General features: G+C 39.2%; 26 protein-coding genes. 13 read left to right on the top strand and 13 right to left on the bottom strand.

The window, feature by feature from the left end:
* Positions 1-5: 5 nt before the first annotated feature.
* The 3 genes from secD to tgt all read right to left on the bottom strand — a co-directional run bounded on the left by secD (position 6) and on the right by tgt (position 3409).
* Positions 6-1850, bottom strand: a complete 1845-nt coding sequence (secD, locus tag ABJK37_RS06250; protein WP_348351201.1) for a protein translocase subunit SecD — start codon at positions 1848-1850, stop codon at positions 6-8.
* Positions 1851-1911: 61 nt separating this feature from the next.
* Positions 1912-2247: a preprotein translocase subunit YajC gene (gene yajC, locus ABJK37_RS06255; RefSeq protein ID WP_215932630.1), complete on the bottom strand. Its 336-nt coding sequence runs from the start codon at positions 2245-2247 to the stop codon at positions 1912-1914.
* Positions 2248-2290: 43 nt separating this feature from the next.
* Positions 2291-3409 carry a tRNA guanosine(34) transglycosylase Tgt gene (tgt, locus tag ABJK37_RS06260; protein ID WP_348351203.1) on the bottom strand — a complete coding sequence of 373 codons (1119 nt, stop codon included), beginning with the start codon at positions 3407-3409 and terminating at the stop codon, positions 2291-2293.
* Positions 3410-3772: 363 nt separating this feature from the next.
* Between tgt and ABJK37_RS06265 the strand changes: the two genes are divergently transcribed.
* Positions 3773-4843, top strand: a complete 1071-nt coding sequence (locus ABJK37_RS06265; RefSeq protein WP_348351205.1) for a hypothetical protein — start codon at positions 3773-3775, stop codon at positions 4841-4843.
* 237 nt (positions 4844-5080) lie between these two features.
* Here the strand turns inward: ABJK37_RS06265 and ABJK37_RS06270 are convergent, their stop codons facing one another.
* The 3 genes from ABJK37_RS06270 to ABJK37_RS06280 all read right to left on the bottom strand — a co-directional run bounded on the left by ABJK37_RS06270 (position 5081) and on the right by ABJK37_RS06280 (position 7786).
* On the bottom strand, positions 5081-5674 hold the full coding sequence (locus tag ABJK37_RS06270; RefSeq protein WP_348351206.1) for a hypothetical protein: 594 nt from the start codon (positions 5672-5674) through the stop codon (positions 5081-5083).
* A gap of 423 nt (positions 5675-6097) precedes the next feature.
* The gene (gene queA / locus ABJK37_RS06275; RefSeq protein WP_348351208.1) at positions 6098-7144 is read right to left on the bottom strand and encodes a tRNA preQ1(34) S-adenosylmethionine ribosyltransferase-isomerase QueA; all 1047 of its coding nucleotides are present in this window, start codon (positions 7142-7144) and stop codon (positions 6098-6100) included.
* A gap of 336 nt (positions 7145-7480) precedes the next feature.
* A complete protein-coding gene (locus tag ABJK37_RS06280; RefSeq protein WP_348351210.1) occupies positions 7481-7786 on the bottom strand; it encodes a DUF6471 domain-containing protein in 306 nt (101 codons plus the stop codon).
* Positions 7787-7971: 185 nt separating this feature from the next.
* Here ABJK37_RS06280 and ABJK37_RS06285 point away from each other — a divergent pair, with 185 nt between their 5' ends.
* From ABJK37_RS06285 to ABJK37_RS06325, 9 genes are all read left to right on the top strand, one after another.
* Positions 7972-8358, top strand: a complete 387-nt coding sequence (locus ABJK37_RS06285) for a YjfI family protein (protein ID WP_348351212.1) — start codon at positions 7972-7974, stop codon at positions 8356-8358.
* Positions 8359-8376: 18 nt separating this feature from the next.
* The gene (locus tag ABJK37_RS06290) at positions 8377-9057 is read left to right on the top strand and encodes a PspA/IM30 family protein (RefSeq protein ID WP_348351214.1); all 681 of its coding nucleotides are present in this window, start codon (positions 8377-8379) and stop codon (positions 9055-9057) included.
* Between the two features lie 33 nt (positions 9058-9090).
* Positions 9091-10140: a potassium channel family protein gene (locus ABJK37_RS06295; RefSeq protein ID WP_348351265.1), complete on the top strand. Its 1050-nt coding sequence runs from the start codon at positions 9091-9093 to the stop codon at positions 10138-10140.
* Between the two features lie 12 nt (positions 10141-10152).
* Positions 10153-10800: a YjfK family protein gene (locus ABJK37_RS06300; protein WP_348351216.1), complete on the top strand. Its 648-nt coding sequence runs from the start codon at positions 10153-10155 to the stop codon at positions 10798-10800.
* Positions 10801-10855: 55 nt separating this feature from the next.
* The gene (locus tag ABJK37_RS06305) at positions 10856-11272 is read left to right on the top strand and encodes a DUF350 domain-containing protein (protein ID WP_348351218.1); all 417 of its coding nucleotides are present in this window, start codon (positions 10856-10858) and stop codon (positions 11270-11272) included.
* A 9-nt stretch (positions 11273-11281) separates the two neighbouring features.
* A complete protein-coding gene (locus ABJK37_RS06310) occupies positions 11282-11896 on the top strand; it encodes a DUF1190 family protein (protein ID WP_348351220.1) in 615 nt (204 codons plus the stop codon).
* A 33-nt stretch (positions 11897-11929) separates the two neighbouring features.
* Positions 11930-13093, top strand: coding sequence for a glutathionylspermidine synthase family protein (locus ABJK37_RS06315; protein ID WP_348351222.1), 1164 nt, complete (start codon positions 11930-11932; stop codon positions 13091-13093).
* A gap of 73 nt (positions 13094-13166) precedes the next feature.
* Entirely contained in the window at positions 13167-13736 is a 570-nt protein-coding gene (locus tag ABJK37_RS06320) for a rhomboid family intramembrane serine protease (protein ID WP_348351224.1), read from the top strand.
* 59 nt (positions 13737-13795) lie between these two features.
* Positions 13796-14494, top strand: coding sequence for a VC0807 family protein (locus ABJK37_RS06325; RefSeq protein ID WP_348351226.1), 699 nt, complete (start codon positions 13796-13798; stop codon positions 14492-14494).
* Between the two features lie 171 nt (positions 14495-14665).
* On the opposite strand, the gene ABJK37_RS06330 is transcribed toward ABJK37_RS06325, so the two are convergent.
* Positions 14666-15958, bottom strand: a complete 1293-nt coding sequence (locus tag ABJK37_RS06330; protein ID WP_348351228.1) for an alkaline phosphatase — start codon at positions 15956-15958, stop codon at positions 14666-14668.
* Positions 15959-16086: 128 nt separating this feature from the next.
* Positions 16087-17040 (bottom strand): chemotaxis protein CheV, encoded by a 954-nt coding sequence (locus ABJK37_RS06335; RefSeq protein WP_348351230.1) that lies wholly within the window; start codon positions 17038-17040, stop codon positions 16087-16089.
* Between the two features lie 261 nt (positions 17041-17301).
* Here ABJK37_RS06335 and ABJK37_RS06340 point away from each other — a divergent pair, with 261 nt between their 5' ends.
* The 3 genes from ABJK37_RS06340 to ABJK37_RS06350 all read left to right on the top strand — a co-directional run bounded on the left by ABJK37_RS06340 (position 17302) and on the right by ABJK37_RS06350 (position 22338).
* The gene (locus tag ABJK37_RS06340) at positions 17302-18900 is read left to right on the top strand and encodes an isocitrate lyase (RefSeq protein WP_348351232.1); all 1599 of its coding nucleotides are present in this window, start codon (positions 17302-17304) and stop codon (positions 18898-18900) included.
* Positions 18901-19128: 228 nt separating this feature from the next.
* Positions 19129-20070, top strand: a complete 942-nt coding sequence (locus ABJK37_RS06345; protein ID WP_348351234.1) for a LysR family transcriptional regulator — start codon at positions 19129-19131, stop codon at positions 20068-20070.
* A gap of 105 nt (positions 20071-20175) precedes the next feature.
* Positions 20176-22338, top strand: a complete 2163-nt coding sequence (locus tag ABJK37_RS06350) for a malate synthase G (RefSeq protein WP_348351236.1) — start codon at positions 20176-20178, stop codon at positions 22336-22338.
* A 79-nt stretch (positions 22339-22417) separates the two neighbouring features.
* Here ABJK37_RS06350 and ABJK37_RS06355 read toward each other — a convergent pair whose 3' ends face one another.
* The 5 genes from ABJK37_RS06355 to ABJK37_RS06375 all read right to left on the bottom strand — a co-directional run bounded on the left by ABJK37_RS06355 (position 22418) and on the right by ABJK37_RS06375 (position 26433).
* A complete protein-coding gene (locus ABJK37_RS06355; RefSeq protein WP_348351238.1) occupies positions 22418-23518 on the bottom strand; it encodes a nucleotidyltransferase family protein in 1101 nt (366 codons plus the stop codon).
* Complete coding sequence (locus tag ABJK37_RS06360; RefSeq protein ID WP_348351240.1) at positions 23515-24360, bottom strand: HprK-related kinase A; 846 nt, start codon at positions 24358-24360, stop codon at positions 23515-23517. The genes ABJK37_RS06355 and ABJK37_RS06360 overlap by 4 nt, the downstream gene beginning before the upstream one ends.
* 12 nt (positions 24361-24372) lie before the next feature.
* A complete protein-coding gene (locus tag ABJK37_RS06365; protein ID WP_348351242.1) occupies positions 24373-24636 on the bottom strand; it encodes a hypothetical protein in 264 nt (87 codons plus the stop codon).
* A gap of 31 nt (positions 24637-24667) precedes the next feature.
* Positions 24668-25474 carry a hypothetical protein gene (locus ABJK37_RS06370; RefSeq protein WP_348351244.1) on the bottom strand — a complete coding sequence of 269 codons (807 nt, stop codon included), beginning with the start codon at positions 25472-25474 and terminating at the stop codon, positions 24668-24670.
* 173 nt (positions 25475-25647) lie between these two features.
* A complete protein-coding gene (locus ABJK37_RS06375; protein WP_348351246.1) occupies positions 25648-26433 on the bottom strand; it encodes a serine protease in 786 nt (261 codons plus the stop codon).
* Between the last annotated feature and the right edge of the window lie 42 nt (positions 26434-26475).

Consider the following 26475-nt stretch of genomic DNA (forward strand, 5'->3'; position numbering starts at 1 on the left):
CGCTCCTAAATTGACAACTTGGTCAGACGTTTACCGCCCCACCATGCATTAACGATGACACGAGTCACAATGATAGCGGTGAACATTGAAGTGATGATCCCAATCATTAAGGTAATAGAAAAACCTTTAATTGGTCCGGTGCCGACCGCAAACAAAATCAAACCAACTAGGAAAGTCGTAATATTGGCATCTAAAATAGTTGAAAAGGCACTGTCATAACCATGATGAATAGCTTGTTGTGGACTGCGCCCATCGTTAATTTCTTCACGTATTCGCTCAAATATCAAAACATTAGCATCTACTGCCATACCAACAGTTAATACTATACCTGCCATACCTGGCAAAGTGAGTGTCGCCCCAGGAATCATTGACATAATACCAATGATCATCACTAAGTTTAGAGTCAGCGCTACATTGGCCACCAAACCAAACTTTTTATAATAAACCAACATAAAGATGAGTACGGCAATAAAACCATAAACAATAGCTTTGGTGCCTAAGTCGATATTTTCTTGTCCTAGACTGGGTCCAACTGTACGTTCTTCAATAATTTGAATAGGAGCAATAAGGGCGCCGGCTCTCAATAACAAAGCTAAATCGTAAGCTTCTTGTGGTGAATCTAACCCAGTGGTTTCAAACTGATTACCAAATACACCATTAATCGTTGCCACACTAATGACGCGTCTTTCTTCTTCAAAAATAAGTTTGTCATCTTTGTCGCGTTCACCGGTGGCCTTAAACTCAATAAACACCACTGCCATTGGTTTACCCACGGCTCGTTTGGTGAAGTTAAGCATCTTAGCTCCACCTTTAGAATCAAGAGAAATCGAAACTTTTGGCATGCCATACTGATCAACACCACTGTTGGCATCGATTATAGAACTACCCGCAACTATCACTTTCTTTTTAAGTAGTTGCGGACCACCTTTTTCATAAGGTAACAATTCAGAACCTGCAGGCACACGACCATTTACGGCGTCACGCACGTCATGATCTAAATCGACTTCACGATACTCAAGGGTTGCTGTAGCGTTTAAAATTTCTTTTGCTTTTGCGGTATCTTGAATACCCGGTAATTGCACCACAATGCGGTCTGGGCCTTGCTTTTGTACGGTAGGCTCAGCGACCCCTAGTTGATTCACACGGTTACGAATAATGGTGATATTTTGTTTTACAGCATAATCACGAGTTTCAGCAAGTTTTTGGTCCGACATACTCGCAAAAATAACTAAATCGTTTCTTTCAACAAAGACTAAATCACGGTTTCGATTTTTAAGGAAAAACTCGGCTGAATCTAAGGTTTCTTGGTCGCGAAAATAAATTTCGACTCCATCATCCACTTGTTTCACAGTACGATAACGAATACCCTCTTCGCGTAATGCGGTACGGAAATCGCCTACCATATCTTGCAGATTTTTAGATAAAGCCGATTTCATATCCACTTCCATTAGAAAGTGCACGCCACCTCGCAAATCAAGGCCAAGCTTCATGGGGGTACCACCTAAACCTTCTAACCAAGCAGGGGTGTCAGGGGCCAGATTCATCGCCACAAAATAATCATCACCTAAGGATTTCTCGATTTTTTCGCGAGCCATAAGTTGACTATCAGAATCATTCAAACGCACAAGAATTTGGTCGTTTTCGATGACTATACTTTTGCTAGATATATTTGCAGTTGCCAATTCAGCTGTCACCTTGTCGACGACTTCAGCATTGATAACAGCATTTTTGCCCGCTGATATTTGCACGGCATGATCTTCACCATACAAATTCGGCGAAGCATATAAAGCACAAAGGCCGATCACTACAATCACCAATAAGTACTTCCATAGCGGAGTTTGATTTAACACAAGAATTTCCTTCCAATCTTTCAATAAAAAGGGGCCGCTGAGCCCCTGTCGCTATCTATGTTTAGATGGCCTTCATAGTGCCTTTAGGCAATACTGCAGAAACTGCAGATTTTTGAATGACTATGTTTGTACTATCGTTTAAAGCAATTTCTATGAAATCTTTTTCTTCGGTCACTTTAACAATTTTCCCAACCATGCCGCCTTGTGTTAACACTTCATCACCTTTACCCAGCGACGAGACTAAATTTTTGTGATCTTTAACACGTTTCGCTTGCGGACGATAAAGCATAAAATAAAAAATCAAACCAAACACGCCTAGCATGATTAACATCTCAAACCCGCCACCAGCTGCTCCGCCTGCATCTTGTGCATACGCATTGGATATAAATAAACTCATAATTTCCCCTAATTTTTGTAAGTTTTAATTGTATTAGTGCCAGTTAGTCTTGTAACGGCGGCACTGGTAAGTCTTTTTGTGTGTAAAATTCAGTCACAAACGCATCAAGCTTGTTTGCAGCAATAGCCTCCCGCAAACCTTGCATAACACGCTGGTAATAACGCAGGTTATGGATAGTGTTTAACCGTGCGCCAAGTATCTCATTACATTTATCCAAGTGATGTAAATATGACCTAGAATAGTTTTTACAAGTGTAACAATCACATTTTTCATCCAATGGACCGGTATCGGTTTTATGTGCTGCATTACGAATTTTGACCACTCCATTGGTAACAAACATGTGACCATTACGGGCATTTCGAGTAGGCATAACACAATCGAACATATCAATGCCACGTCGCACGGCTTCAACTATGTCTTCTGGTTTTCCTACCCCCATGAGATAACGAGGTTTATCTGCTGGAATTTGGTCAGTGGTATGATCCAGTACTTTGATCATTTCCTCTTTTGGCTCTCCTACCGACAAGCCGCCTATGGCATAACCGTCAAAGCCAATGTCTTCTAAACCAGCCAAAGATACGTCACGCAATCCTTCGTACATACCACCTTGAATAATGCCAAATAATGCTGAAGGGTTATCTCCGTGTTCAGCCTTACTACGTTTAGCCCAACGAAGTGATAACTCCATAGACACTCGTGCTTCGCTTTCGGTGGCCGGATAAGGTGTACATTCGTCAAATATCATCACGATATCTGAACCTAAATCACGTTGCACTTGCATGGACTTTTCTGGAGTAAGAAGAATTTTTTCGCCATTTATCGGCGAACGGAAGGTCACACCTTCTTCGGTTATCTTACGTAAATCACCCAAACTGAAGACTTGGAAACCACCAGAATCAGTCAGAATAGGTTTATCCCAATGCATAAAGTCATGGAGATCACCGTGTTGTTTGATGATTTCAGTACCGGGGCGCAACATTAAATGGAAGGTATTGCCTAAACAGATGTGAGCACCTGTTTCATCTAATTCTTCAGGCGTCATTCCTTTTACCGTACCGTAAGTACCTACAGGCATAAACGCGGGAGTTTCTACTACTCCACGGTCAAAAATCAAACGGCCTCGGCGAGCCTTACCGTCTGTATTATCTAATTCAAATTTCATTTATTTATCTCTGCTTACCGGAAAACAGTCCGATGGCGAAATTAGATTGCAAAAAAGTGTGCAAAGCGACTGAACGCTATACTCAAATTTACAAGCCCTGCTTAAAAACGATGCGAGATTATATACGAATCGTCTTAAGGTTTAAAAACATATCAACGATAATTTGAGCTTGATTTGATAACTTAAATGAACCACTACAGATAAATCGTTGATTAGTGTCCTCTGAAAGCCCTAGTGCTCGACCTCCCCCTTTAGAATTGCTCGCAATGAGTACCTTTTGCTTCGCTACTAACATACTGATTAAAAATCGATTATATTAATGCCATTCGGTGCATCACTCACTCTCAAATTCGGTATAGTTATTTGTCAAACAATAAGTTACAGCACTTCGACAACACTGAAGAAACACCACAAACGAAGAGCAATCAGTTTTTTTCAAAGAAATTTTGGTTGCGCTCGCCTAAACAAATTATCCCTACTCTGCGTTCTAGGTTTTCACAATTAACACTTTCGCAATGGATGTATTTTTTCGCATTTTTAATGTTAATGATCCATGCAGATGAAGATATCCAAAAAGATACTGGATTGTTGTGGGTTGGAACGATAGCCGGTATAGGACTTGTTAGAGAGCTTTGGCACGTATTTATTCGTACCTGGGAGCACATGTTAGGTAAAGGCCTTGTCTTAGTTTTGTACGCTGCGACTGCCAATTTTGCTTTCGCGATTTCAGCACTTAAAATCAATATTATCACTGGTATCGAACCTGGCCCTTTTGTTTTCACCTTGGGCTTTGCCACTTTAATTATGCTGCCGTTTTGGTTGCTAATGAGCTCCATAATGTTTTTTTCTGTCGCTTTGGTAGCAGGAAACCTTTGGTTAATCGTCGGTGTGTTATTACGTCTGGTAAAAATCAAGGTTAGGGTACATTGGGAAGACAGAGTATTTGTTATTGTGACCATGGTATTGCGACTGGTATTGATACCTTATGTCATTATGTCGATTTTCTATATTGCAGTTCCATATGCTGAACAAATCGAATTGTTTGATCAGCCTATGGCACTGATCAAAGAAGAGTCATCGGAGGATGCTAATTCACTAGACGAAACGAGTGATAAAATTGACGATAAAATAGTATTGAGTGAGTCAGAATCGAAAAATATCAAACTCACATTAAATAGAAACCAATTTATTCTACCTGTAGATGAAAGCGGCAAGATAAAATGGTTAGACAATGTCATTGCAGGATTTATATATCATTTTGAAACCTATCCAAAATCAGCCTGTGTAAAACGCCCCGAACAGCGCAGTTTACCGATAGACGAAAATTTGATTTTACTGGTCACCAAAGATGATTCAGTTCTAGGGTACGCCTTTAGTGTGGGCCCTTGTGTAGGAAACTACTCTGAGGCTAAACAATCACTATCTAGCGACTAATTATCCAAATTAATAACAATTTAGGAAGGTGAATAGGCTCGCTCTCTCTACTCAAGAAGTAATGTGCTAGATGTTCTAGTGCAAGAAAAAAGAGTGTGATTGTAAATCGATGACAAGTGTTCTTTTAATTGATTGTGGGAGCTTGATTAATAATGCTTAAAATCATAGGCCCTATTTTCCAGAAATTTCGGACTGGTAACCTTTACCAGTCCGCCAAGTTTAGAAGTCTAGCAAAGCTCAGCTAGCATATCGTCTAAAACAAACACCTAAACAGCCTAGCAATATTAGACTCACTATTGGAGGTACTGCAACATCTGTTTGTTCAGTAGCAAAAGTAATGGCACCTTGCCATACATCACCGGTGTCAATAGCGTCACCGCCATCGTATCGAACAATCAAAGTGTTTGCGGTAAAATCTACCGAAAAATTGGTCAAATAGGTACTAGAAATAATGCCTACCGAAGTAATTTCCTGCCCGATTGGCCAATCTATATCATCTATAGTCATGGTCCAACCCAAGGTGGTAATTGGATCGGGTAAACCAGTGGTTACTTCCTGAATAAACGAAATTGAATTAGCGAAAAAGCTAACTTCCATTTCAGAACCATCATTCATTCCGGCAGGTAGAATATTGCCATCGGATAAAGGTTCATAACCCATAGTGACACTGATCGGACCAAATTCATTATCGCTAAGAAAACCGTCACTATATAAACTAACGTTTAGGCCGTCGGGATCAGTTAACAAGCTCCCATTTGCCGAGAAAGAATAACTAAAAAATAAAAACAAACTGCTGCATAAAGATAAAACTACTTTTTTTCTGAACATCATTGTTCTCCGGTTTGGTAGTCCTCAGTTAAAACAACACTAAATAAAAGCATTTTCTGAAGGTTAAAATTCAATACTACTGGAATGAGCGCCACTCTACATTGGTGCTTGTAAATGGCGAAGAAAATTACGCAAATTCTATTCCGGTAAATTAATCTATTTAACGATCAAAATGTTAGAGATGATTGGTTGAAGTTTAAAATTGAAAAATTAGAAAGGTGTAAAAATTACTGACATAAATTACCATAACATTCCGAAAATATCGGAACTGAAAAGGTGCGCGCGGACCTATCTGCTAGTTTACAACTTTGTTATCGATGTTTTATGAATCTATCAATACGTGACACTTTTATATTCGATCTAATCCTTAGACGTATTCTTATTGAAATTTACTGTCAAATGTTGCGACCAAATCGAATAAATACATTAATTATTTTGCTTCTCCAAAAACATTGCATCACCGTAGCTAAAAAATCGATATTGTTGTTCTATGGCTTGTTGATATGCATTTTCGATATTTGCTTTGCCACAAAACGCGCTGACTAACATTAACAATGTAGATTCCGATAAATGAAAGTTAGTTAACATGGCGTCAACTAATTGGAATTCGTAGCCGGGGTAGATAAAAATATCCGTATCTGAGAAGAAAGGGCTTAATTGTGTGCCAGCCTTTAACGACGCTTGGGCTGCAGACTCGATTGAACGAACCGATGTCGTACCCACGGCGATGACTCGCTTGCCAGCAGCTTTAGTGGCCAAAATAGCCTCTACCACATGTTGCGACACCTCCGCGTACTCTGAATGCATTTGATGTTCAAGAATATTATCTACACGAACCGGTTGAAAGGTACCTGCGCCAACATGCAGAGTGACAAATGCCGACTGTACACCTTTGTCTTTAAGTTTTTGCAAAATCTCGTCATCAAAATGCAATCCAGCGGTAGGCGCAGCAACAGCACCTGGAACGCGGTTATAAACAGTTTGATACCGCTCCTTATCTGAGTCCTCATCAGGTCTATCAATGTAAGGTGGCAAAGGCATATGACCAAATTGCTCTAGCAAACTTAACACTGGCTCTTCACTCAAAAACTTCAACTCAAATAAGGCACCTTGTCGGGCCACCATCTGTACTTCTACAGAGCCTTCTAAGATTAGTTTACTGTCAACTTTAGGAGACTTACTAGCTCGAACATGCGCTAATACACGATGTTCATCTAATACCCTTTCAATTAAGACTTCGACTTTTCCACCGGACTCTTTTTGGCCTAGTAACCTTGCGGGAATGACTCGGGTGTTATTGAAAATAAGCAAATCACCTTGCTCAATTAAGTCGACTATTTCAGCGAATTTTTTGTGTGAAACCACACCGTTTCCACCGTTGAGGTGCATCAAACGGCTGCTACTACGCTTCTGAGTAGGATAACGGGCGATTAGATTTTCTGGCAGATCGAAATGGAAGTCGGATAGTTTCATAGTAGTCTCAACATTATTTGCTCGGCATTTTACGTATCTTTTTTAATACCTGCAATCAAGTATGCATACCCTAATTATATTGCACATAAATTCCACTGAATTATCATGAAGCCACAGTTAGATTATTGACGTTTTCTCCCAAACTGTTGTTCGCTCAGTGCATTAGCTTAATGCACTGGGCTTTTTTTTGCTTCAAACTTAAAACACCGCAACCGTACTGTTGCGATTTACAAGTGTTTATAGGGAAGTACTGACAGTTTTCGTATTTGTATTGGCAAATCAATTTCTAATTTGATGAAACTTATTTCAACTTCAAAAGAAACTTTGAATATCTCTTTATTCCAAAGGGCTGCCTAAATCGGTAAAAATTTCAATAATTTCATCTCGCTCTATCTTACGCATATTTAGCACGTACATGATTTGTAACAACAAATCTGCCCCCATTATACCCTTGTTGACTTTATTTCTTAGGTTGTCTGCGCTTTGATGTATGCCTATATTAGATAGTCTGTCGCTGAGGTCTTGATACTTAGTACCGCGTTTCGACATTTCGGCCTTTAGCAAACGCTGAACCAGTTGTCGCCAATCGGCCGCTAGCGATGGTACCGTAGTGTCAGTTGTTCTATCATTATTTCTGGACATAATATTAGCTTTTACCAAATAACCAAACGTGAACTATAATTTACATTTAAAACATATAAATATCAAATATTGAAAATATAATTTGACATATTAACTTTAAACTGACTAAACTGTGACACGTAATATCAACGATGGCTATCATCTTTGAATTACACATTAGTCATTAGCCTTACAGGAGAGTAGCCATGACTTGGGATCTTAACCAACTTGAGACCCTTTTATCAGACAATCAAGATTTGGTTGTCACTAAAGAAGAAAATTGTTTATTAGTCGCAAATACCGATGGAATAGACGCCTGGTTAGCCATTAGTGGTGAACAGATTTTGGTTGAATCATTATTGTTTGCCAAGAACGAAGTCAAAGATTGCGCGCTATTGAACGAAGAAATTTTAAAAACCCACATGCTATTCCCATTAACAACTGTAGGGATATCGCAAGTCGCTGGTGAAGAGTATTACACGGCGTTTGGTTCGCTAAGTTCTCAGTCGAAAGCTGAGAGCGTTACGATTGAATTAGCCACTCTGTTTCAAAATGTAGAAGCATTTTTAGATGCTTATCAAGATCACTTGTAGTAATCGAGGAGAGTTAATATGTCAGTTTGGAGAAAATTAATCACGGCAGTAAAAGGCGGCGCAACTGAAGCAGCACAGTCTGTAGCCGATAGTCAGGCAATTCGTATTCTTGAGCAAGAAATTCGTGAAGCCAAAGACGAATTACGTAAGTCTGATCACGCTAGAACTCAGATTTTAGCCAAATGTAAACTTGCTCAGCAAAAAGTAGACAGTTTACAAGCGTCAATTGAGCAATATGAAGCTCATGCGCGTAAGGCAGTGGATACAGATCGTCAGTTAGCCTTGGATTGTGCTCAAAAAGTTGGCGATTTGCGTGCTGAACAAGAAGCTGAGCAAAAATACCTTGACCAGTTTAAGCAGTCAGAAAAACAACTTGCTGCGAACATCAGCCAAGCCAAATCAAACTTGAAGCGATTAGAGCAACAAGTTGATATGGTAAAGGCCACTGAGTCCGTACAAAAGGCTCAGGTAGCGGTGTCATCTCGACATTTAGGTGCAAATAGCAAGATGAAAACAGCGACCGAATCTTTGTCAAGAATCCAAGACAAACAAAACTTACGTAACGCTGAATTGCAAGCTGCAGAAGAACTTGCAACTGAAGAGTCGAGTGATGACTTAAGCAAACGTTTAGCCGAAGCAGGTATAGCAGGTGGTAGTGCATCTGCAGATGACGAACTTAGTCGAATACTAGGCAAATAATTCGTTGGCTTGTGAAGTGAAATAAGGCAAATGATGTTTATAAAAATACGCAAGATGTTGAGTCGAGTGTTTGCCGAGATGCGCTGGTACAGTATTGTACTGGCGCTTCTTTTTTATGGATTGACGAGTTGGATTTTATTAACCCTAGCTGGTGAAGATTCCTTAACAAATTCAGCTGATTTTATTTATTGGTTAGTCGTTACAGGTTCAACCGTTGGTTACGGTGATTTATCACCTAGTACAACTGCCGGTAAATACTTAGTATCCTTTTACATTATCCCTTTAGGTCTGAGTATTTTTGCCCTTGTTTTAGGGCGTATTGCGAGTTGGGTATCGAATCAGTGGCAAAAAGGAGCAAGAGGTTTGAAAAGTTTAAATATTGAAGATCACATTCTTGTGCTGGGTTGGAATGGCCATCGCACGATTCGCTTATTGGAATTATTAATTCGAGAACGTACATCATTTGAAAACGATCCCGCTATAGTGCTGTGTGTAAGGGCAGACATCAGTAATCCTTTGCCTGGCCAAATTGAATTTGTCAAAGTCACTACCTTTAGTAACGACTCAGATATGGACAGAGCTTGCGTGGACAAAGCAAGTGTCGTGTTGATGGATAACCCAGAAGATGACCTTACAATGACTACGGCGTTATATTGCAGCCAGCGTAATCCAAATGCACAAATGGTGGCCTATTTTAATGACGAGAGCTTAGTGGGATTATTGCAAAAACACTGCCCGAATGTTGAATGTACCCCAAGTGTTGCTGTTGAAATGTTAGCTAAGTCAGCGTTTGATCCCGGCTCAAGTTTGTTACATCATGATCTTTTAGATATCAATCATGGACAGGCGCAATACTCAGTCAGCATTCCCGCACATATTCCACCATTAAAAATTGAAAGTATTTTTGAAACTCTTAAACGTAAATATCGCGCTACTTTGATAGGTATGGTCAAAGCAGACGACAAGTTAAATATTCAAGTGAATCCAGATTTAGATTTAATGCTCTCCCCCGGTGACAAGATTTTTTATATCGCGGATGAACGCATAATCAGATTTCAATGGGATGATTTTGTAGATAATTAAATAGGCGCGCAAATGTTCAGTAAATTATTTGGTAAAAAAGAAACTCAGACAACACCAAAAGCCCCCGAGATTATGGGATTGTACTTGGGAGGTTCATTTGAACTCGACCCGCTTAAACTGCGTTTAATTGAACCCGAGTTAATGATTGAAGAAGCCGCGAGCCAACACCTGATCCAAGCGGTAGGTGAAGTAAATTTAGATACCGGCGGAAAAATACTACGCTTTTACACAGACGACGATGCCTTTTTACAAGTAATATTAGATGGTGGCGATACCGAAAATCACATTACAGATGTAAAGCTATGGTACTTCTACGAAACTAAAACCATAGGCACCGACTCTCAATGGAAACAAACCATTGCGTCAGGTATATCCAAACCGACCTATCAACTTGAAGATGCTGAATATCAGCGAGTATGGGATGCAGTTGGTGACGAATCACCTCCCGTGGCTATGACAGAAAAAACTTATGAACAAGATGGCGATACCAGCGAAACCGATCAGTTTGTGATGTTATATGAACGTCAACTTGAGGGTGAGGAAACTGAGACATTATTAGTGACGGCTGAAGAAAAACTAGTGAATAATAATTTTGACCGTTGCTTAGTGATCAGTACAGGCTTTAATATTGGCCAGGCAGATATTACGATTAATGGCTAACGATTAATTTTTATTATTTACGTAATTAAATACAACCTAGTAAAAAGGAAAAATAATGGACGCAGTATTAAATTCAATATCAGGCTTAGGAAACTTTGCACTGTATTTTGCAGTTTCAATCTTGTTGTTATTTGTGTTTAAAGTGGTGTACGCCTTTGTGACCCCTCACGACGAATGGGCATTGGTCAAGGTTCACAAAAACCAAGCGGCTGCTATAGGGTTTGGTGGAGCCATGATAGGTTTTAGTATTGCCCTAGCCGGAGCAGTGGCTAATTCAGAATTTTTGATTGATTTTGTAGTCTGGGGGGTAGTGGCGATAATAGCGCAGTCTCTCGCTTTTGCCTTATTGCGTTTTACCTTTATGCCAAAAATTGCTGATAGAATTGACAAAAATGAAATATCTGCAGGGACAATTTTAGCGGCAGTTTCTATTTCTGTTGGGCTGCTTAACGCTGCTTGTATGAGTTATTAGGAGAGCCCGATGCAATCCCATAAAATTAAGCGTTCAAAGTCGATCAATCTGAGCAATATGCGCAAAAGCTTTAGTGTTAAACCTTTAGCACTAGGCGTTGCCGCAATCTTTCTTTCGGCTTGTGGCGACGAGCAAGAAGCGACGGTATTTACAAGTGTAGATGAGTGTACCAATGCGAATCCAGAGTTTGCAGAACAATGCAAAACCGCCTACGAAGAAGCGTTACTAGAAGCGGAACGAACTGGACCCAAATACAACACTCAAAGTGATTGTGAATCGGAGTTCGGTAACAACCAATGTAGAGTTGTACAACGGGATTCAGGTTCTTTCTTCATGCCATTTATGGCGGGCTACATGTTAAGTAATATTATGTCGCCTCGAGGATATTACTCGCAACCTATGTTCACTTCGTATTCTCGGTATTCACCGTATCGTAATCGATGGATTGGCGCCGATGGTTACGATTTTGGTGATCAACGTACCCGGAATATGCGAGTGAATGAAAAAGCTCTAAAGCCTAAACCTACTGTGACTAAAACCATGAGTCGAGGCGGTTTTGGTAGCAGCGTAAGAGCTAAATCAAGTTGGGGCAGTAGTTCTAAAAAAGGTGGTTGGGGTGGTTAACCCCTGTTTTAGACGTTTTATAGCTCGCCATTTATGTTAAGAGTAGCTATACCTGAACGAGCCAATTGGAAAAGAAAAGCCGAAGAATTCGGCTTTAAATTCCATACCATGTATGGTGAAGCTTATTGGGACGAATCGGCTTATTATCAATTTTCTCTGGAACAAATTGAAAACGACCTTGAGGCACCCACTGAAGAAATTCAGCAAATGTGTTTAGAGGTAGTAGACAAAGTTGTTAACTCGCAGGAGTTACTAGAAAAATTTCAAATCCCAGAACTGTTTTGGCAACAAATAGCGGACTCTTGGCATAAGCAAGACCCCAGTCTTTATTCCCGTTTAGACTTTGCTTATCACGGTAAAGGACCTGCGAAGTTATACGAAAATAATGCTGATACTCCCACCTCTTTATATGAATCAGGATTCTGGCAATGGTTATGGCTAGAAGAACAGGTCAATGAAGGAAAAATAGCTAAGCAAGCAGATCAGTTTAACTCGCTACAAGAAAAACTCGTACACAGGTTAGCCGCTATTGCCAAACACTACGATATTGACCAGATGCATTTTGCGTGTTGCCAAGATACCGATGAAGACCGCGGCACAGTGCAGTATTTACAAGACTGCGCTAAGGAGTCGGGGTTACAAAGTGACTTTGTATTTATAGAAGATATTGGCCTAGCTGAATGTGGTAGTTTTAGTGATTTGCAAGACCATAAAATTGAAACTTTGTTTAAGCTTTATCCGTGGGAATTTATGCAAAGGGAAGAATTTGGTCAGTCAATTAAAAATGCTCAAGTGAATTGGCTTGAGCCTATCTGGAAGTCGATTTTATCTAACAAAGCCTTGATGCCTATGCTTTGGAAACTATTTCCTAATCATCCGAATTTATTGGCTGCTTATTTTGAAGATGAATTAAGCCAAGCTAAAGAAACCAAGCTAGTTAAGAAACCTATTTTTTCTCGAGAAGGTGCCAATATTAGCGTGATTGATAAAGGTAAAACCGTGTTACACGCTGATGGTCCCTACGGCGAAGAAGGCTTTATTTATCAGGCTTACCATCCGCTGCCACAATTTGGAAATAATCATACCTTAATCGGATCATGGTTAGTGGATGATCGAGCCGCGGGGATTTCATTGCGGGAAGACTCATCTCCTATCACTCAAGATATGTCTCGCTATTTGCCACATATTATTTTGTGACAATTTGACATGACATTTGCTGAATGTATAAGCCACACTATTCTCTAATATTTTATATCACAGTTTAATTTAGATGATTCAAGCAACAAACAAAGCGTCAACAACCAAACAACAGATTCGCTTAGTATTAGTGATATTTTTGGTGATCACTGCCATAGAAATAATTAATTTTCTTTCGGGAAGAGTCCTGAATCATTTAGGAAATATTCCTCGTTACGTCCCTGGACTTAGAGGCATAATTTTAGGCCCGTTTTTACATGGCAGTTTACAGCACTATTTTTCGAATATTATTCCATTGTGCATATTTAGTTTTCTATTGCTGCAATATGGCTTAAAACGATTCATGCAAATAACCTTATGGATAGTTGTTATAACCGGATTGTTGGTTTGGCTATTTGGTCGCCCAGCCACACATATTGGTGCAAGTGGCGTTATTTACGGTTATTTTGGTTACCTTGTGTTGGCGGGGTTTTTAAGCGGTAAATTTAAACTCATGATTATTTCTATTTTAGTGGCATTTTTCTACGGCGGCTTAATTCTAGGCGTTTTACCCTCAACTCCCTTTGTTTCTTGGGAATCTCACCTTTTTGGTTTTATTGTTGGCTTAGCCGGTGCAAAATTGTGGGCAAAACCTTCACCCTAGAAGATTAATACGAATATAATACCCTTAAGCAATTTTACATCTAAGATAACGGAAAATTAATGTCAGATTCAAAACCAAAAAAACAATCGGGCTTGTTAGGTAACCTAGCGTTCAACATCATAATTCCTGTACTAATTCTCACAAACCTCAGCGGTGATGAATATTTAGGGCCTGCGTGGAGTATTGTTGCAGCACTTATTTTCCCTATAGGTTTTGGTATTTGGGATCTTAAACAAACATCCAAAATCAATCCTTTTTCAGTATTGGGAATTGTTAGTGTTTTCTTAACTGGCGGTATCAGCTTGTTAGAACTCCCCGCCGAATACATTGCAATCAAAGAAGCCACTATCCCAGCAATTATAGGTATTGCGGTGCTGTTTACTCAGAAAACCAGTAAACCATTGTTGAAAGTATTCGTTTTGAGTGAACAGATAATTAATTGGGATAATCTCAATCAATCACTAAAAAACTCTGGGAAAAGCAATGAATTTGAGAAAAAAATGGCAATCAGCTCTTATATTGTCGCCGCGTCATTTTTCTTGTCTGCAGCACTCAATTACATTTTAGCTAAGGTAATATTGGTGAGCCCACCTGGCACAACAGCATATACTGAAGAATTAGGTAGGATGACAGCGTTGAGTTATCCAGTGATCGTCATCCCCAGTATGCTGATGTTGATTACAGCGTTGTGGTACATTTTTTCGCAAATCAAAAAACTAACCGGCGAAGATTTAGAACACTTTTTAGCAGATATTTAAACAACATGCTAACTCGGTAATAAAATCAGAGTACTGCTGCATATATCGATGCAGGAACGATGATTTTAGGTTAACCTGATGAGAATGGGGTTGACTAAATTAACAGCACATTGGCTGGTACTAATAACCAGCCCAGAGTATTCATTAAACCTACCAGACATAAAATAGCTTTTATTTCTTACCCAGCAACTCAAACAAAGTTTGTGCGATTTGTGTATTGTCCAAATGACCGTTAAAACGCTCACTGGCCTTTCCCTTTGCAAATATCTGAACATCAACTCCGGTGTGACCAGAAGTAGTCCAACCAGTATCTGAGCGCTCGTCTAAGATTTTAGAAATAGCCTTGTAAAAGGGTTTTGGTTCATTTGAATCAATAACGTTTAAACTGGTTACTTCTTCATTTGTGAGTTCAAATCCCAATAAATCAGAAGCGACTGTCCCTTTGTTTTTTTCTAACACTAATTGTTTAGCTATTTCAGTGGGTGACACTTTTAGATTTCTCAACCATTTCGGGTTCCAACTATAATTACCATTAGCACCTATAGTCAGTCCTCCGGTACTGTGGTCAGCGGTAAGTACCATCAGTGTGTCAGGGTTACCTGCAATGTAATATTCCAACCATTCTAATGTCACTGCAAGATCATGCATTTCCGCCATAGCTGAGCCAATATCATTGCTGTGACCTGCCCAATCGATTTGGCTTGCTTCTATAAGTAAAAAATACCCTTGATCATTTTCTAGCTGACGGATAGCTGCCTTGGTTAGAGCCGGTAGACGCATTTTATTAATGCTGTCTAGCGCCCAAGACATACCTGAATCCGCAAACAACCCTAACAAAGGCTTACCTGTTGATACCGTGTTTAGTTGCGATATCTTATCGATATATTGATATCCAGCTGACTTAAATTGTTCAACTAAATTGCGATCTTCCCGAATAAAATATTTCCATCCGCCCCCTAACATCACATCAAACACAAATTTCCCGTCAGCTTTTTCATCAAAATAACTGTCGGCGATTTGATCATAATTTTGACGGCTTTCATTGTGTGCACCAAAACTGGCAGGCGTAGCGTGATTGATCTGTGAAGTCACAGCAATACCTGTTTTGAGCCCTTTCATTTTGGCAAACTCTAAAACCGTTTGAACAGGTTTTTTATTAGCATCAACACCAATCGCACCATTATAAGTTTTCACTCCAGCTGACAAAGCTGTCGCTCCTGCCGCAGAGTCTGTAACAAAGCCTGAGTCCTTGTCGGGATGTGTACTAGCCATACCAACCAACAACCTGTCAAAAACAGTTTGTTCCACTTCAGGTGTACTTGGGTCGTCTGCATACATACGATAGGCGGTAGTATATGCTGGGCCCATGCCATCACCAACCATCATGATAATATTTTTAGGTGTATTAGCAGCGACTACAGAGTGTGATAACACGGCTAATAATAGTGTCGTTATTTGCTTCATCGGGTCTCCGTTGATGAAAAAGTAAAATAAAATTCTGCGGAATTAAATGTTAGATATTAAGAAGAAATTAAGTGTAAATTATACGTATGAACAAAAAGTGAAGGTAACCCATTTTATTACAATAAAAATTAACTTTCTGAGTTTAATAACTCTCGCATCCTCTGCTGTACAACATCGACTAACAAGTCGGGTTGGAACTTAGAAATAAATCGGTCACAGCCAACTTTTTCTACCATAGCATCATTAAAACTGCCACTTAATGAAGTATTTAATGCGATAAATAGATTATTCATTCGAGGATCTTGCCTAACCTCCGATGTCAGGCGATAACCATCCATTTCAGGCATCTCTGCATCGGTAAACATCATCAAGATTTCGTCGGTAACAATTTTGCCTTCATCCGCCCATCCCTTTAAAAGGTTCAAGGCTTTCAGTCCATCATTTTGTTCAATAATTTCAAGACCCAACTGGTTGAGAGTCTCTCGCATTTGCCAACGCGCCGTAGAGGAGTCATCCACTATCAGTACTTTCTTGCCTTTGAGATGAACTGCGACCTCTTTGTCCAACACATCTTCAGAGATGCTAGTGTCATATTCCACAATTTCCGACAACACTTTTTCTACATCAATGATTTCAACAAGTTCGATAGTACCGTTAATATCAATCTGTGTAATAGCAGTTAAGTAGTTATTTTTGCCGGCAGAAGAAGGTGGAGGCTGAATATCACTCCATGAAGTATTGATAATACGTATCACTTCTCCGATTAAGAATCCTTGTACACTTCTATTGTATTCAGTAATGATCACATTGGCTGCATCATACTCCCCTTCTTTAGCGCGCATTTTAATCGCAGCCCGCAGATCAATTACGGGTATGGACGCCCCCCTATAGTTAGTGACTCCTTTAAGGTTGGCGTGAGAACCTGGAATTTGATTCATGAAAGGTATAGTTATGACTTCTCTGATCTTGAATACATTCAATGCAAATGTGTGCCTAGTACCCATTTTGAACATGAGTAACTCAAGTCTATTTTCACCGACTAGTTTAGTACGCTGATCAACTGAAGACATTAACTCTGACATGCAAGCTCTCTGGATGAATTATTCAATATTATAAAACTGGTAATAGTACACCTACCCACAATATCAATATAAGACACTTGAAAAAAGTATTTCCTAATAAACACTTTAGTTACTGAGGCCTATATTCACAATAATGATGATGAAAATACTTTATATAGATTATTAATATGAAAATTTCCTATATAGGATGATTAACAACAGCAACCCACCACAAGTTATCGGTTGTTTTATTTTTTCCCTTACTGTTATAGGAATATTCAAATGTCACAATATCAAAACGATGTTAAACAGATTGCAGAACTAAAATCTACTAAATCTGGTACTTGGAACGCGATCGACCCAGATTATGCTGCCCGCATGAAAGCACAAAATCGCTTTAAAACGGGATTAGATATTGCAAAATACACCGCAGCTATCATGCGTAAAGACATGCAAGAATATGATGCAGACGCAAGCCAATATACCCAATCATTAGGTTGTTGGCATGGATTTATTGGTCAACAAAAAATGTTGTCAGTTAAAAAACATCAAGGCACAACAGATAAGAGTTACTTGTACTTATCTGGGTGGATGGTAGCCGCTTTACGTTCAGAGTTTGGCCCGCTTCCTGACCAATCTATGCATGAGAAAACAACAGTTGCAGCATTAATAGAAGAGCTTTACACGTTCTTGCGCCAAGCAGACGCTCGAGAGCTTGGTGATCTATTTAGAGAATTAGATGAAGCCAAACAACAAGGTCAAGATACTAAAGAAATCCAAGCTTCAATTGATAACTATGAAACACATGTAGTGCCCATTATTGCTGATATTGATGCTGGATTTGGGAACGAAGAAGCCACTTATTTACTTGCAAAAAAATTGATTGAAGCCGGAGCTTGCTGTATTCAAATAGAAAACCAAGTATCTGATGCAAAACAATGCGGACACCAAGATGGTAAAGTGACCGTGCCACATGAAGACTTTTTAGCAAAAATTAACGCTGTGCGTTACGCCTTTTTAGAATTAGGTGTGGATGACGGAGTCATAGTTGCTCGTACCGACTCTCTTGGTGCTGGTTTAACTCAGAAAATCCCTGTTTCACAGAGCTCTGGTGATTTGGCCGCACAATACAATGCCTTTCTTGATGTTAGCGATGTAACCTCAATTGACGAGCTCGCAGACGGCGATTCTGTGCTTAAACAAAATGGTAAGTTAGTAAAACCGGTGCGTTTACCTAACGGCTTGTATAAATTTAAAGAAAACACTGGGTTCGACCGCGTGGTACTTGACTGTATTACCTCTTTACAAAACGGTGCAGATCTATTGTGGATAGAAACAGAAAAACCCCATGTTGGGCAAATTGGTGACATGGTGCGAGCAATTAGAAATGAGATCCCTAACGCTAAATTGGTGTATAACAATTCACCTTCTTTCAATTGGACCTTAAACTTCCGCCAGCAAATATTTGATGCTTGGACAGAAGCCGGTAAAGACACCAGCAACTATGTTAGGGATGACCTAATGTCAGTGAATTATGATGACTCTGAATTAGCTCTAGAAGCAGATGAAAAAATCAAGACTTTCCAAGCTGATGCGGCCAGAGAAGCTGGAATTTTCCATCACCTTATTACTTTACCAACTTACCACACAGCAGCTCTGTCTACAGATAACCTAGCTAAGGGCTACTTCGGTGATGAAGGAATGTTGGCCTACGTTAAGGGTGTACAACGTAAAGAAATTAGAGAAGGTCTAGCATGTGTTAAACACCAAGCTATGGCGGGATCTAATATGGGAGATGACCATAAAGAATACTTCTCTGGGGATCAAGCGCTTAAAGCGTCAGGTGAAGACAATACAATGAATCAGTTCGATGCTGCCTAGTAGCAAGTAAGTAATCATTAATTGATAGCTTTCAGCAATACGCTGTGAGCTATCAATATCATTCAAGAAACTAATGACATTTGCAACCAAATAACAAAATCTAATTATTCCCCCTCCCAAAATTTTCAATAACCAACTGTTTTATAAGTATTATTTAAGTTATGGAAAAGATTTAAAATACTGATAACATTCTAAAAACATATTAAATATTAGTGCGAGATAATAATAATGAATATTGCCAAAGTGGATTTAAACCTATTGGTTTATTTAGATGTATTGCTAAGAGAAGGCAGCGTAACAAAAGCCGCGAACCAATTGAGTATTACACAACCTGCTATGAGTAATGGTTTAAGAAGATTGCGAGACTTGTTTAAAGATCCTCTTTTAGTGCGCACCAGTGACGGAATGACACCTACTAAAAGAGCCTTAGAGTTAAAACCTATTATCCGAGACGTACTATCAAAACTCGAAACGACTATTCAACCCGATACTGATTTTAACCCACTTAAAAGTGAACGCACTTTTAGGATCATGGCGAGTGATTACGCAGAATCGACTTTGTTATTGGAAGTGATCGGAAGATTAAATAAACAAGCGCCAAATATCACCCTTGATTTGATAACGCCAAGTGATGTGACATTTCATGATGTCGAACAAGGTAAAGTAGATATGGCCATCAACCGTTTTGAAGAATTACCTTTGTCGTTTCACCAAAAGGTCGTTTGGTATGACACATTTTCTTGTGTTGTGAATAGTAGCAATCCAATCGTAAAAAACTTTAATTTAGAGCAGTACCTGAACCACAAACATATTTGGGTCAGTAAAACCGGTTTTGGTGTAGGCGTTGGCATCGACCCCAATGAAGTTCAAAAACTAGGGTGGGTAGATGCAGAGTTAACTAAAATTGGAAAGAAACGAGATATTAGAGTGTTTACTCGTCACTACCATGTCGCTTTACAATTGGCTAAGGCTCAAAACTTAATTGCGACCTTACCCACCAAAGCAGCCAATATGTATAGTGACGATCCTGGGCTTGAAATAGTAGTACCTCCTTTTGATATTCCACCTATTGCCCTAAAAATGGCGTGGAGCGCCCTACTTCAACATGATGCTGGTCATATTTGGTTAAGACGACTAATTACAGAAGTAGGAACAGAATTAACAACTTAAACCCCATCATTTCTTTTGTGAATGAAAGGAATAATCAACATAAATTAATAGATATAATACTGAAAGAGTAAAATTGTCTCATTGAGAATTACCAGAGAGCGATTTATGCAAGTTCAGTACGTTCAAAAGGGCAGATTAAAAGTTGCCAAACAACTAGATCAGTTTATTACCCAAGATGTTTTACCTGGGGTACAGGTGTCAGCAGAAGAGCTTTGGGATAAATTTGCCGACGCGCTTCCGGAACTGATGTCAATTAATCAAGGCTTGTTACAAAACAGAGAGCACCTACAACAACAAATAGATGAATATTGCCGCTCAAAAGAAACGCTCGATGTTCAAGAATACAAAACGTTTTTACACGAAATTGGTTATTTGCAAGCGCCGCCAGAAGACTTTGAAATCAACACCCACAATGTAGATCCTGAAATTGCCACCATGGCCGGTCCACAGTTAGTTGTACCTATAAACAATGCTAGATTCGCCTTAAATGCAGCCAATGCTAGATGGGGCAGTCTATACGACGCTGTTTATGGCTCTGATATTATTGAGCAATCTCAAAGTGCGACTAGCAAAGGCTATGATGCGACTAGAGGACAAAAAGTAATAGACTATGCTAGAAAGTGGTTAGACATCATTGCGCCACTAGAAGTGGGCAGTCATAGCAACAGTAAAGACTACGCTATTAATGAGGGCGTATTGACGGTCACTTTAGCTAACGATACAAAAGTTGGCTTAAAAACCCCGCAGCAATTTGTTGGATTTCAGGGCTCGCACGAACAGCCAATTTGCATTCTTATTAAGCATAATAATATCCACGTTGAAATTCAATTTGACCAGCACAGTGTAATTGGACAACAAGACACCGCGAACATCAAAGATATATTTTTAGAGTCAGCGCTGACTACTATTATGGATTGTGAAGACTCTGTTGCTGCAGTCGATGCAGACGACAAAACCTTAGTCTATAAAAATTGGTTAGGCCTAATAAAAGGCGATTTAGCTGCCATCATCAGTAATGGTAACAAAGCAATCACTCGAACCTTGAACCAAGACAGACACTATCAATCATCAACCGGAGAATCGTTCAGCCTCCTGGGAAGAAGTTTAATGTTTATCCGCAACGTTGGGCACTTAATGACAACCGGTGCCATTTTATTTGATGACAAACCTATTTATGAAGGCATTATGGATGCACTAGTCACCAGTTTAATTGCTAAACATGACTTGCTTGATAACGGCGCTTTTAAAAATAGCCAAGCTGGCAGTATTTATATTGTTAAGCCTAAAATGCACGGCCCTGAAGAAGTTGCTTATGCCAGTTTACTATTTAGCAAAATAGAAGCGGTTCTAGATTTACCCGAACATAGCCTTAAAATAGGTTTAATGGATGAAGAAAGACGCACTAGTCTGAATCTAAAAGCCTGTATAAAAGCAGCAAAAGATAGAGTGGTATTCATTAATACAGGTTTCTTAGACCGCACTGGCGACGAAATACATACATCAATGCACCTCGGGGCATTCGCCACCAAAGCTACAATCAAAACCAGACCATGGTTGAACGCTTATGAACAATCCAATGTAGTAACTGGAATCAACGCTGGTTTGTCGGGTAAGGCACAAATAGGTAAAGGCATGTGGCCTATACCAGACCATATGGCTGAGATGATACAGGCGAAAATATCCCATGTTCGCTCTGGAGCAAATACTGCTTGGGTGCCCTCACCTACCGCAGCAACGTTACATGCTTTGCATTACCACCAAGAAAATGTTTTTGACATCCGCTCCAAGATGGCTATCCAAGAGGATAATTTGCTTGAAAAAATGTTAGATATCCCGCTACTCAACGATGAAAAATTATCACCTGAGCTAATTCAACGAGAACTGGATAATAACGTACAGGGCATTCTAGGTTATGTTGTAAGATGGATAAATCAGGGAATAGGTTGCTCAAAAGTACCTGACATTAATAACGTCGGTTTAATGGAAGATAGAGCCACTCTGAGAATATCGAGTCAACATATCGCAAACTGGTTAATGCATGAAGTGGTATCAAAAGAGCAAGTTGAGCAATCAATGCAAACCATGGCCAAATTAGTCGACAACCAAAACGCCGACGATAGTGAATATGTTGCTATGACACCTAATACCGAATCTTCTATCGCCTATCAAGCTGCTAAACAACTGATATTCAAAGGAAAGGAACAACCTAGTGGTTATACTGAGCCGTTGCTACATGCCATGCGAAGAGAGCAGAAAATAAAAAACTAGTGTTCAATTAAAACTCTAAGGTAGCCTCGCAACACCGAAATAACAGTTGTGTGGCTACAACATCAGTAGTCTCCAAATTTTATTTCTCATCTAAAAAATACTTTCCAAAGAAAAACTCCAGAGTACCCTTGTAAGATTTTATAGCTAAATGGGCAATCAATATATGGATGGGCATTTTAAGCCAATGGCCTCGAATAAAGATAAGAAATCTAGATGTACTATTTAAGTAATTATTAAGTAGGCTGTGCTTTGGCGTTAAACTGTTAAACAGTATTGTATTGATGAAGAAATCTCTTCTCAACGTTTTGTAACGTAAATTTAAGTTAGCAAGAATTGGTGGTTCTTGTGAACCAAATATTTTCATTAATAAAATCAGACAATAGTAAAGCTCCTTTTGAAACTTGGTTTTTTCTGCCAAAACTTCGAGATTTTTCCAGAAATCGTAACTTTCATATTGCTTGATTAACAAATGTATATCAAATAAGTCTCTAAACGCATTGGTGAAGTCTTCGTTCATAAATAAATGAATAATACTGTGTAAAACACTTTCTGCGTTGCCTAACACCAAACAGCCACTTTTTGAAGTCTCTACATTAGAAACCAATAGAGCAACATTTGGTGAACGTCCACTTACAGGCAAATAAAAATTATGATGAACATCTAGCACAGTTTCACGGAGCAAATGAAATAAAGGGGGAATTTCGTGCGCCCATTTTCGGTAATACTTCTCATCATAATCTGATAGTTTTTCAGACTGCCAAAGTGCAGATTTAAGTGTCCACTCAACTTTATCAAGATCTTCCTTTTTCACTAAAACATCGATATCTGAAACAATTCTTCCACGGCTATTTTCACTTTCGCGTAGAATGTAGTTGGCACCTTTCAAAAAAATAGGTTCCACATCGATTTTAGCAAGCAAAACTCGAACGTTTTCACTTTCAAATAAGACCTGTGCATTCTGCCTTTGGGCATGAATAAACGCGGCATATAGATGCTTTCGGGCATATTTAGGGTAAAGTTCATAACATTTTTTAGCTTTCGATACATGATAGAAGCTAGCAAGGAGTTTACTTTCTCGAAAAATTAAAATTAACTTGGCCCATAGCTCTAGAGGGAGGTCAATTGCACTCTCTGGTTTAGTTAAGAAATTAGCTAGTTGTTGATTCGTGAATTGGCTCATTCAATAATGTCTTCTAACAAAAAAGCTTCTACTTCACCTAACTTTCCAAATTCAATCTCAAACAATGCAGCCCGCTTGATAATTTTATCAATAACATTGAAGCCTAAATTTCCGAGCACGCCATAATTAAAAGCATTCTTACTGAGAGTTTCGAATGCTTGCAATTGATTTAGTGAATAAATCTTTAGTTCGCTATTTGCTACAAATTTAGGAAATACAATCGCCACAATCTCGGTAGGTTTACATTGAATATATTCTTTCCAACTTGACGCTTTAAGGTGCGCAACATCTCCTTTATGAGTATCTTTCCACGTAGACGTAAAAATGGAGTCAGGAAACCACTCTTTTACCAAATCAATGGAGTCATTCTTTAAGCATATCGGACGATATAAAGGCGAAACTAAACCAGAATCTAAATTAATTATGGCCATTTCATCAGAGTATAGAGACCATCCAGACATAGCCATAAAGGCTGTAAGGGTACTTTTCCCTGATCCAGGAACAGCTGGAAATATGATAGCTTGATTGTTTTTGACCAACACTGCTGCATGGATTAATAACTGAGTATGATCATGGGTGGCAATACACCAATTCATTCCCCACTCTAGTAATGCGTAAGCCTGCGCTAAAGGTAATGGTTTAAAAGGGCTGTGCTGATCACAATAAAAAGAGACTTGAGGCCGGAAAAAACGTCTTGCAAAAGAAGGCGACGCGACTTTGATTTCAAAATCCGCTGGAGTTTTAGGAGGTGTTGCATCTCCGTATATAGAGTCAATTGTTGGGATGATTTGTCGATACGCACAGGTCACGTTGAAGGCATATAATCCAGTATTAACAACCAATGGCATTTCCTATTACGAGTGTTTGACTATGAATTTATTTTCAACTAACCAATTTTCTAATTTATATAGTTCCTCATTGTCAATATTTAACCAGCTTTGCATATCAATACTTGAAAAGGTGTCGAGTAATTTATTTGATACCATCTCAATGGCTAGTTTTTGATGTTGATTTTTTAAGAAAGCTGAACGACCACTACATTCGCTATATAAAGCGATACCGCTTTCATCATCCATGACCGCATTTGAGGCCTTGGGATGTAAGCGATACTTGTTCACTGATTTTTTGCGAACTTCTGAAGAGAGTCAATCAATTCTTACATTGCCCTTTCTTCCGACCATTCTTGTATTTTTCACAATCAGGTTCTTCTACTGGCACAGTCGGATCCGGTTCTGGTAAATAATCACATTCAGATATAGTGAAGTTAGTAGTACCACCGGTAAACCCATAATCATCGTCGGTTATCGTTCCACCTAAACCGGAATTATGCTGAATCATAAGATAAGAAAGAAATTGTTCAACAACCGCAGAAGCAGAATCGGCATCTCCACGTTGATATGCGGAATTGTCGTACAATCCAAAATAAACGTTTAGCCATACCGCAGCCATATTGTAGTCAAGACCTCCTGGCTTGTATCCCCCCCCTAAACCAAGTGCACTATACAAATCATTCTTAAAATCACTTGTTATGAGATCATTAACGTTTTCTGGCCGAACCATGCTATTAAACTCAGCGACTTCCTTAATCTTGCTTATATAACAATTACGAATCAATTTATCATGACTACTGTAGTCACCCTGTTGCTTGGATTGTGGAGAGTTGATAAATATCGAACGTAATTTATCTGGATTTTCAAGCTGACCTGCTGCCAAAACTTTCCAACTTCCTGGAGAACGTCCCCCAGATAATACAGGTTTATCACAGTCTTTATGACGCTCAATACCTGACATGTTTCCTGATTGCGCACCAGACAAAGTACATACAGCTCCCCACACAGATTGAGCTGGCAACGACGTTAAAACTACCCCTGCAGATGCGCGCTTTAAAATCTTTCTGCGAGAATTTGATTTTTTATGACTTCCGTGTTCGGATTGCATCTCTTCGTTATTGTCCATCTGTATCCCCTAAAAAGCCCTAAATTTTAAAGTCCCCATCGAATTCATGAGACTTAAGAATAAAATAACGAAAGCAAATTTCAAGCCAGAATCTAACCAACTGAAATTTAACAATAAATAATATAAATAAATCAGATTTTGTAAAAAATAGTGACACTAAATTTTATATAATACTATTTTACAGTTATGCCTTTGAGTTTAGCAAGTTCTAATAGATATTTAACAGGTATCGCATAACTAATACCTGATGGTTTTTCTAGCACGCTTTCCTTGGATTCTTTCACAAATACCTTGTTCAGAATACCCACTATTTCTCCACTGTCAGCGGCATACAGTGGACTGCCACTATTACCTGGATAGGCTGTTATATCTAATTGGTAAATCATGAATTTTTTATCAAGCCTATCTAACATTTTTATAGATAACCGGCTCGAATGTGCAGTGGGTATCACATCCGGAGTAGTGGCGGCCACAATACCTCTATGTGTCGCGGGGTAAAGTCCAAGTACCGCTCCAATTGGAAAACCGGTTAAAAGAACTTCTGTACCGTCGTCTACATAGTTTGGCGCAGCTAATTCGACTGGCGTTAACGTCGTCGGAAGTTTAAGGATGGCCAAATCATGTTCGCGATCTTTAGCGATAATTTCAGCCTTATGAATTTGTGGCTTTCGTCCTGTACCCGAAAAGACGATATGGTACTGAACTTTTTGAGGGTCCAGTGCTTTTGAAATAACATGATAATTGGTGGCCACAAAACTGCCATCACCAAAAACGAAACCACTGCCGCGCAATTGATGGGTTTGTGCCCCCATTGCATCATAAAGTCCAACACCCACTACTGAAGGTTTTACCTTGGCAACTACGTCTACAATTGAATGACAACTTGCTTCAGAAATATAAGTAAATAGCCCTACAAACAGCGTACATAACGAGTAAAACTTATTGATAAACATAGACATTAAATATTTTTATTATTACTTATCTGGTTATAATCACAAATA

This window comes from Paraglaciecola sp. (assembly GCF_039964565.1).
Classification (GTDB): Bacteria; Pseudomonadota; Gammaproteobacteria; order Enterobacterales; family Alteromonadaceae; genus Paraglaciecola.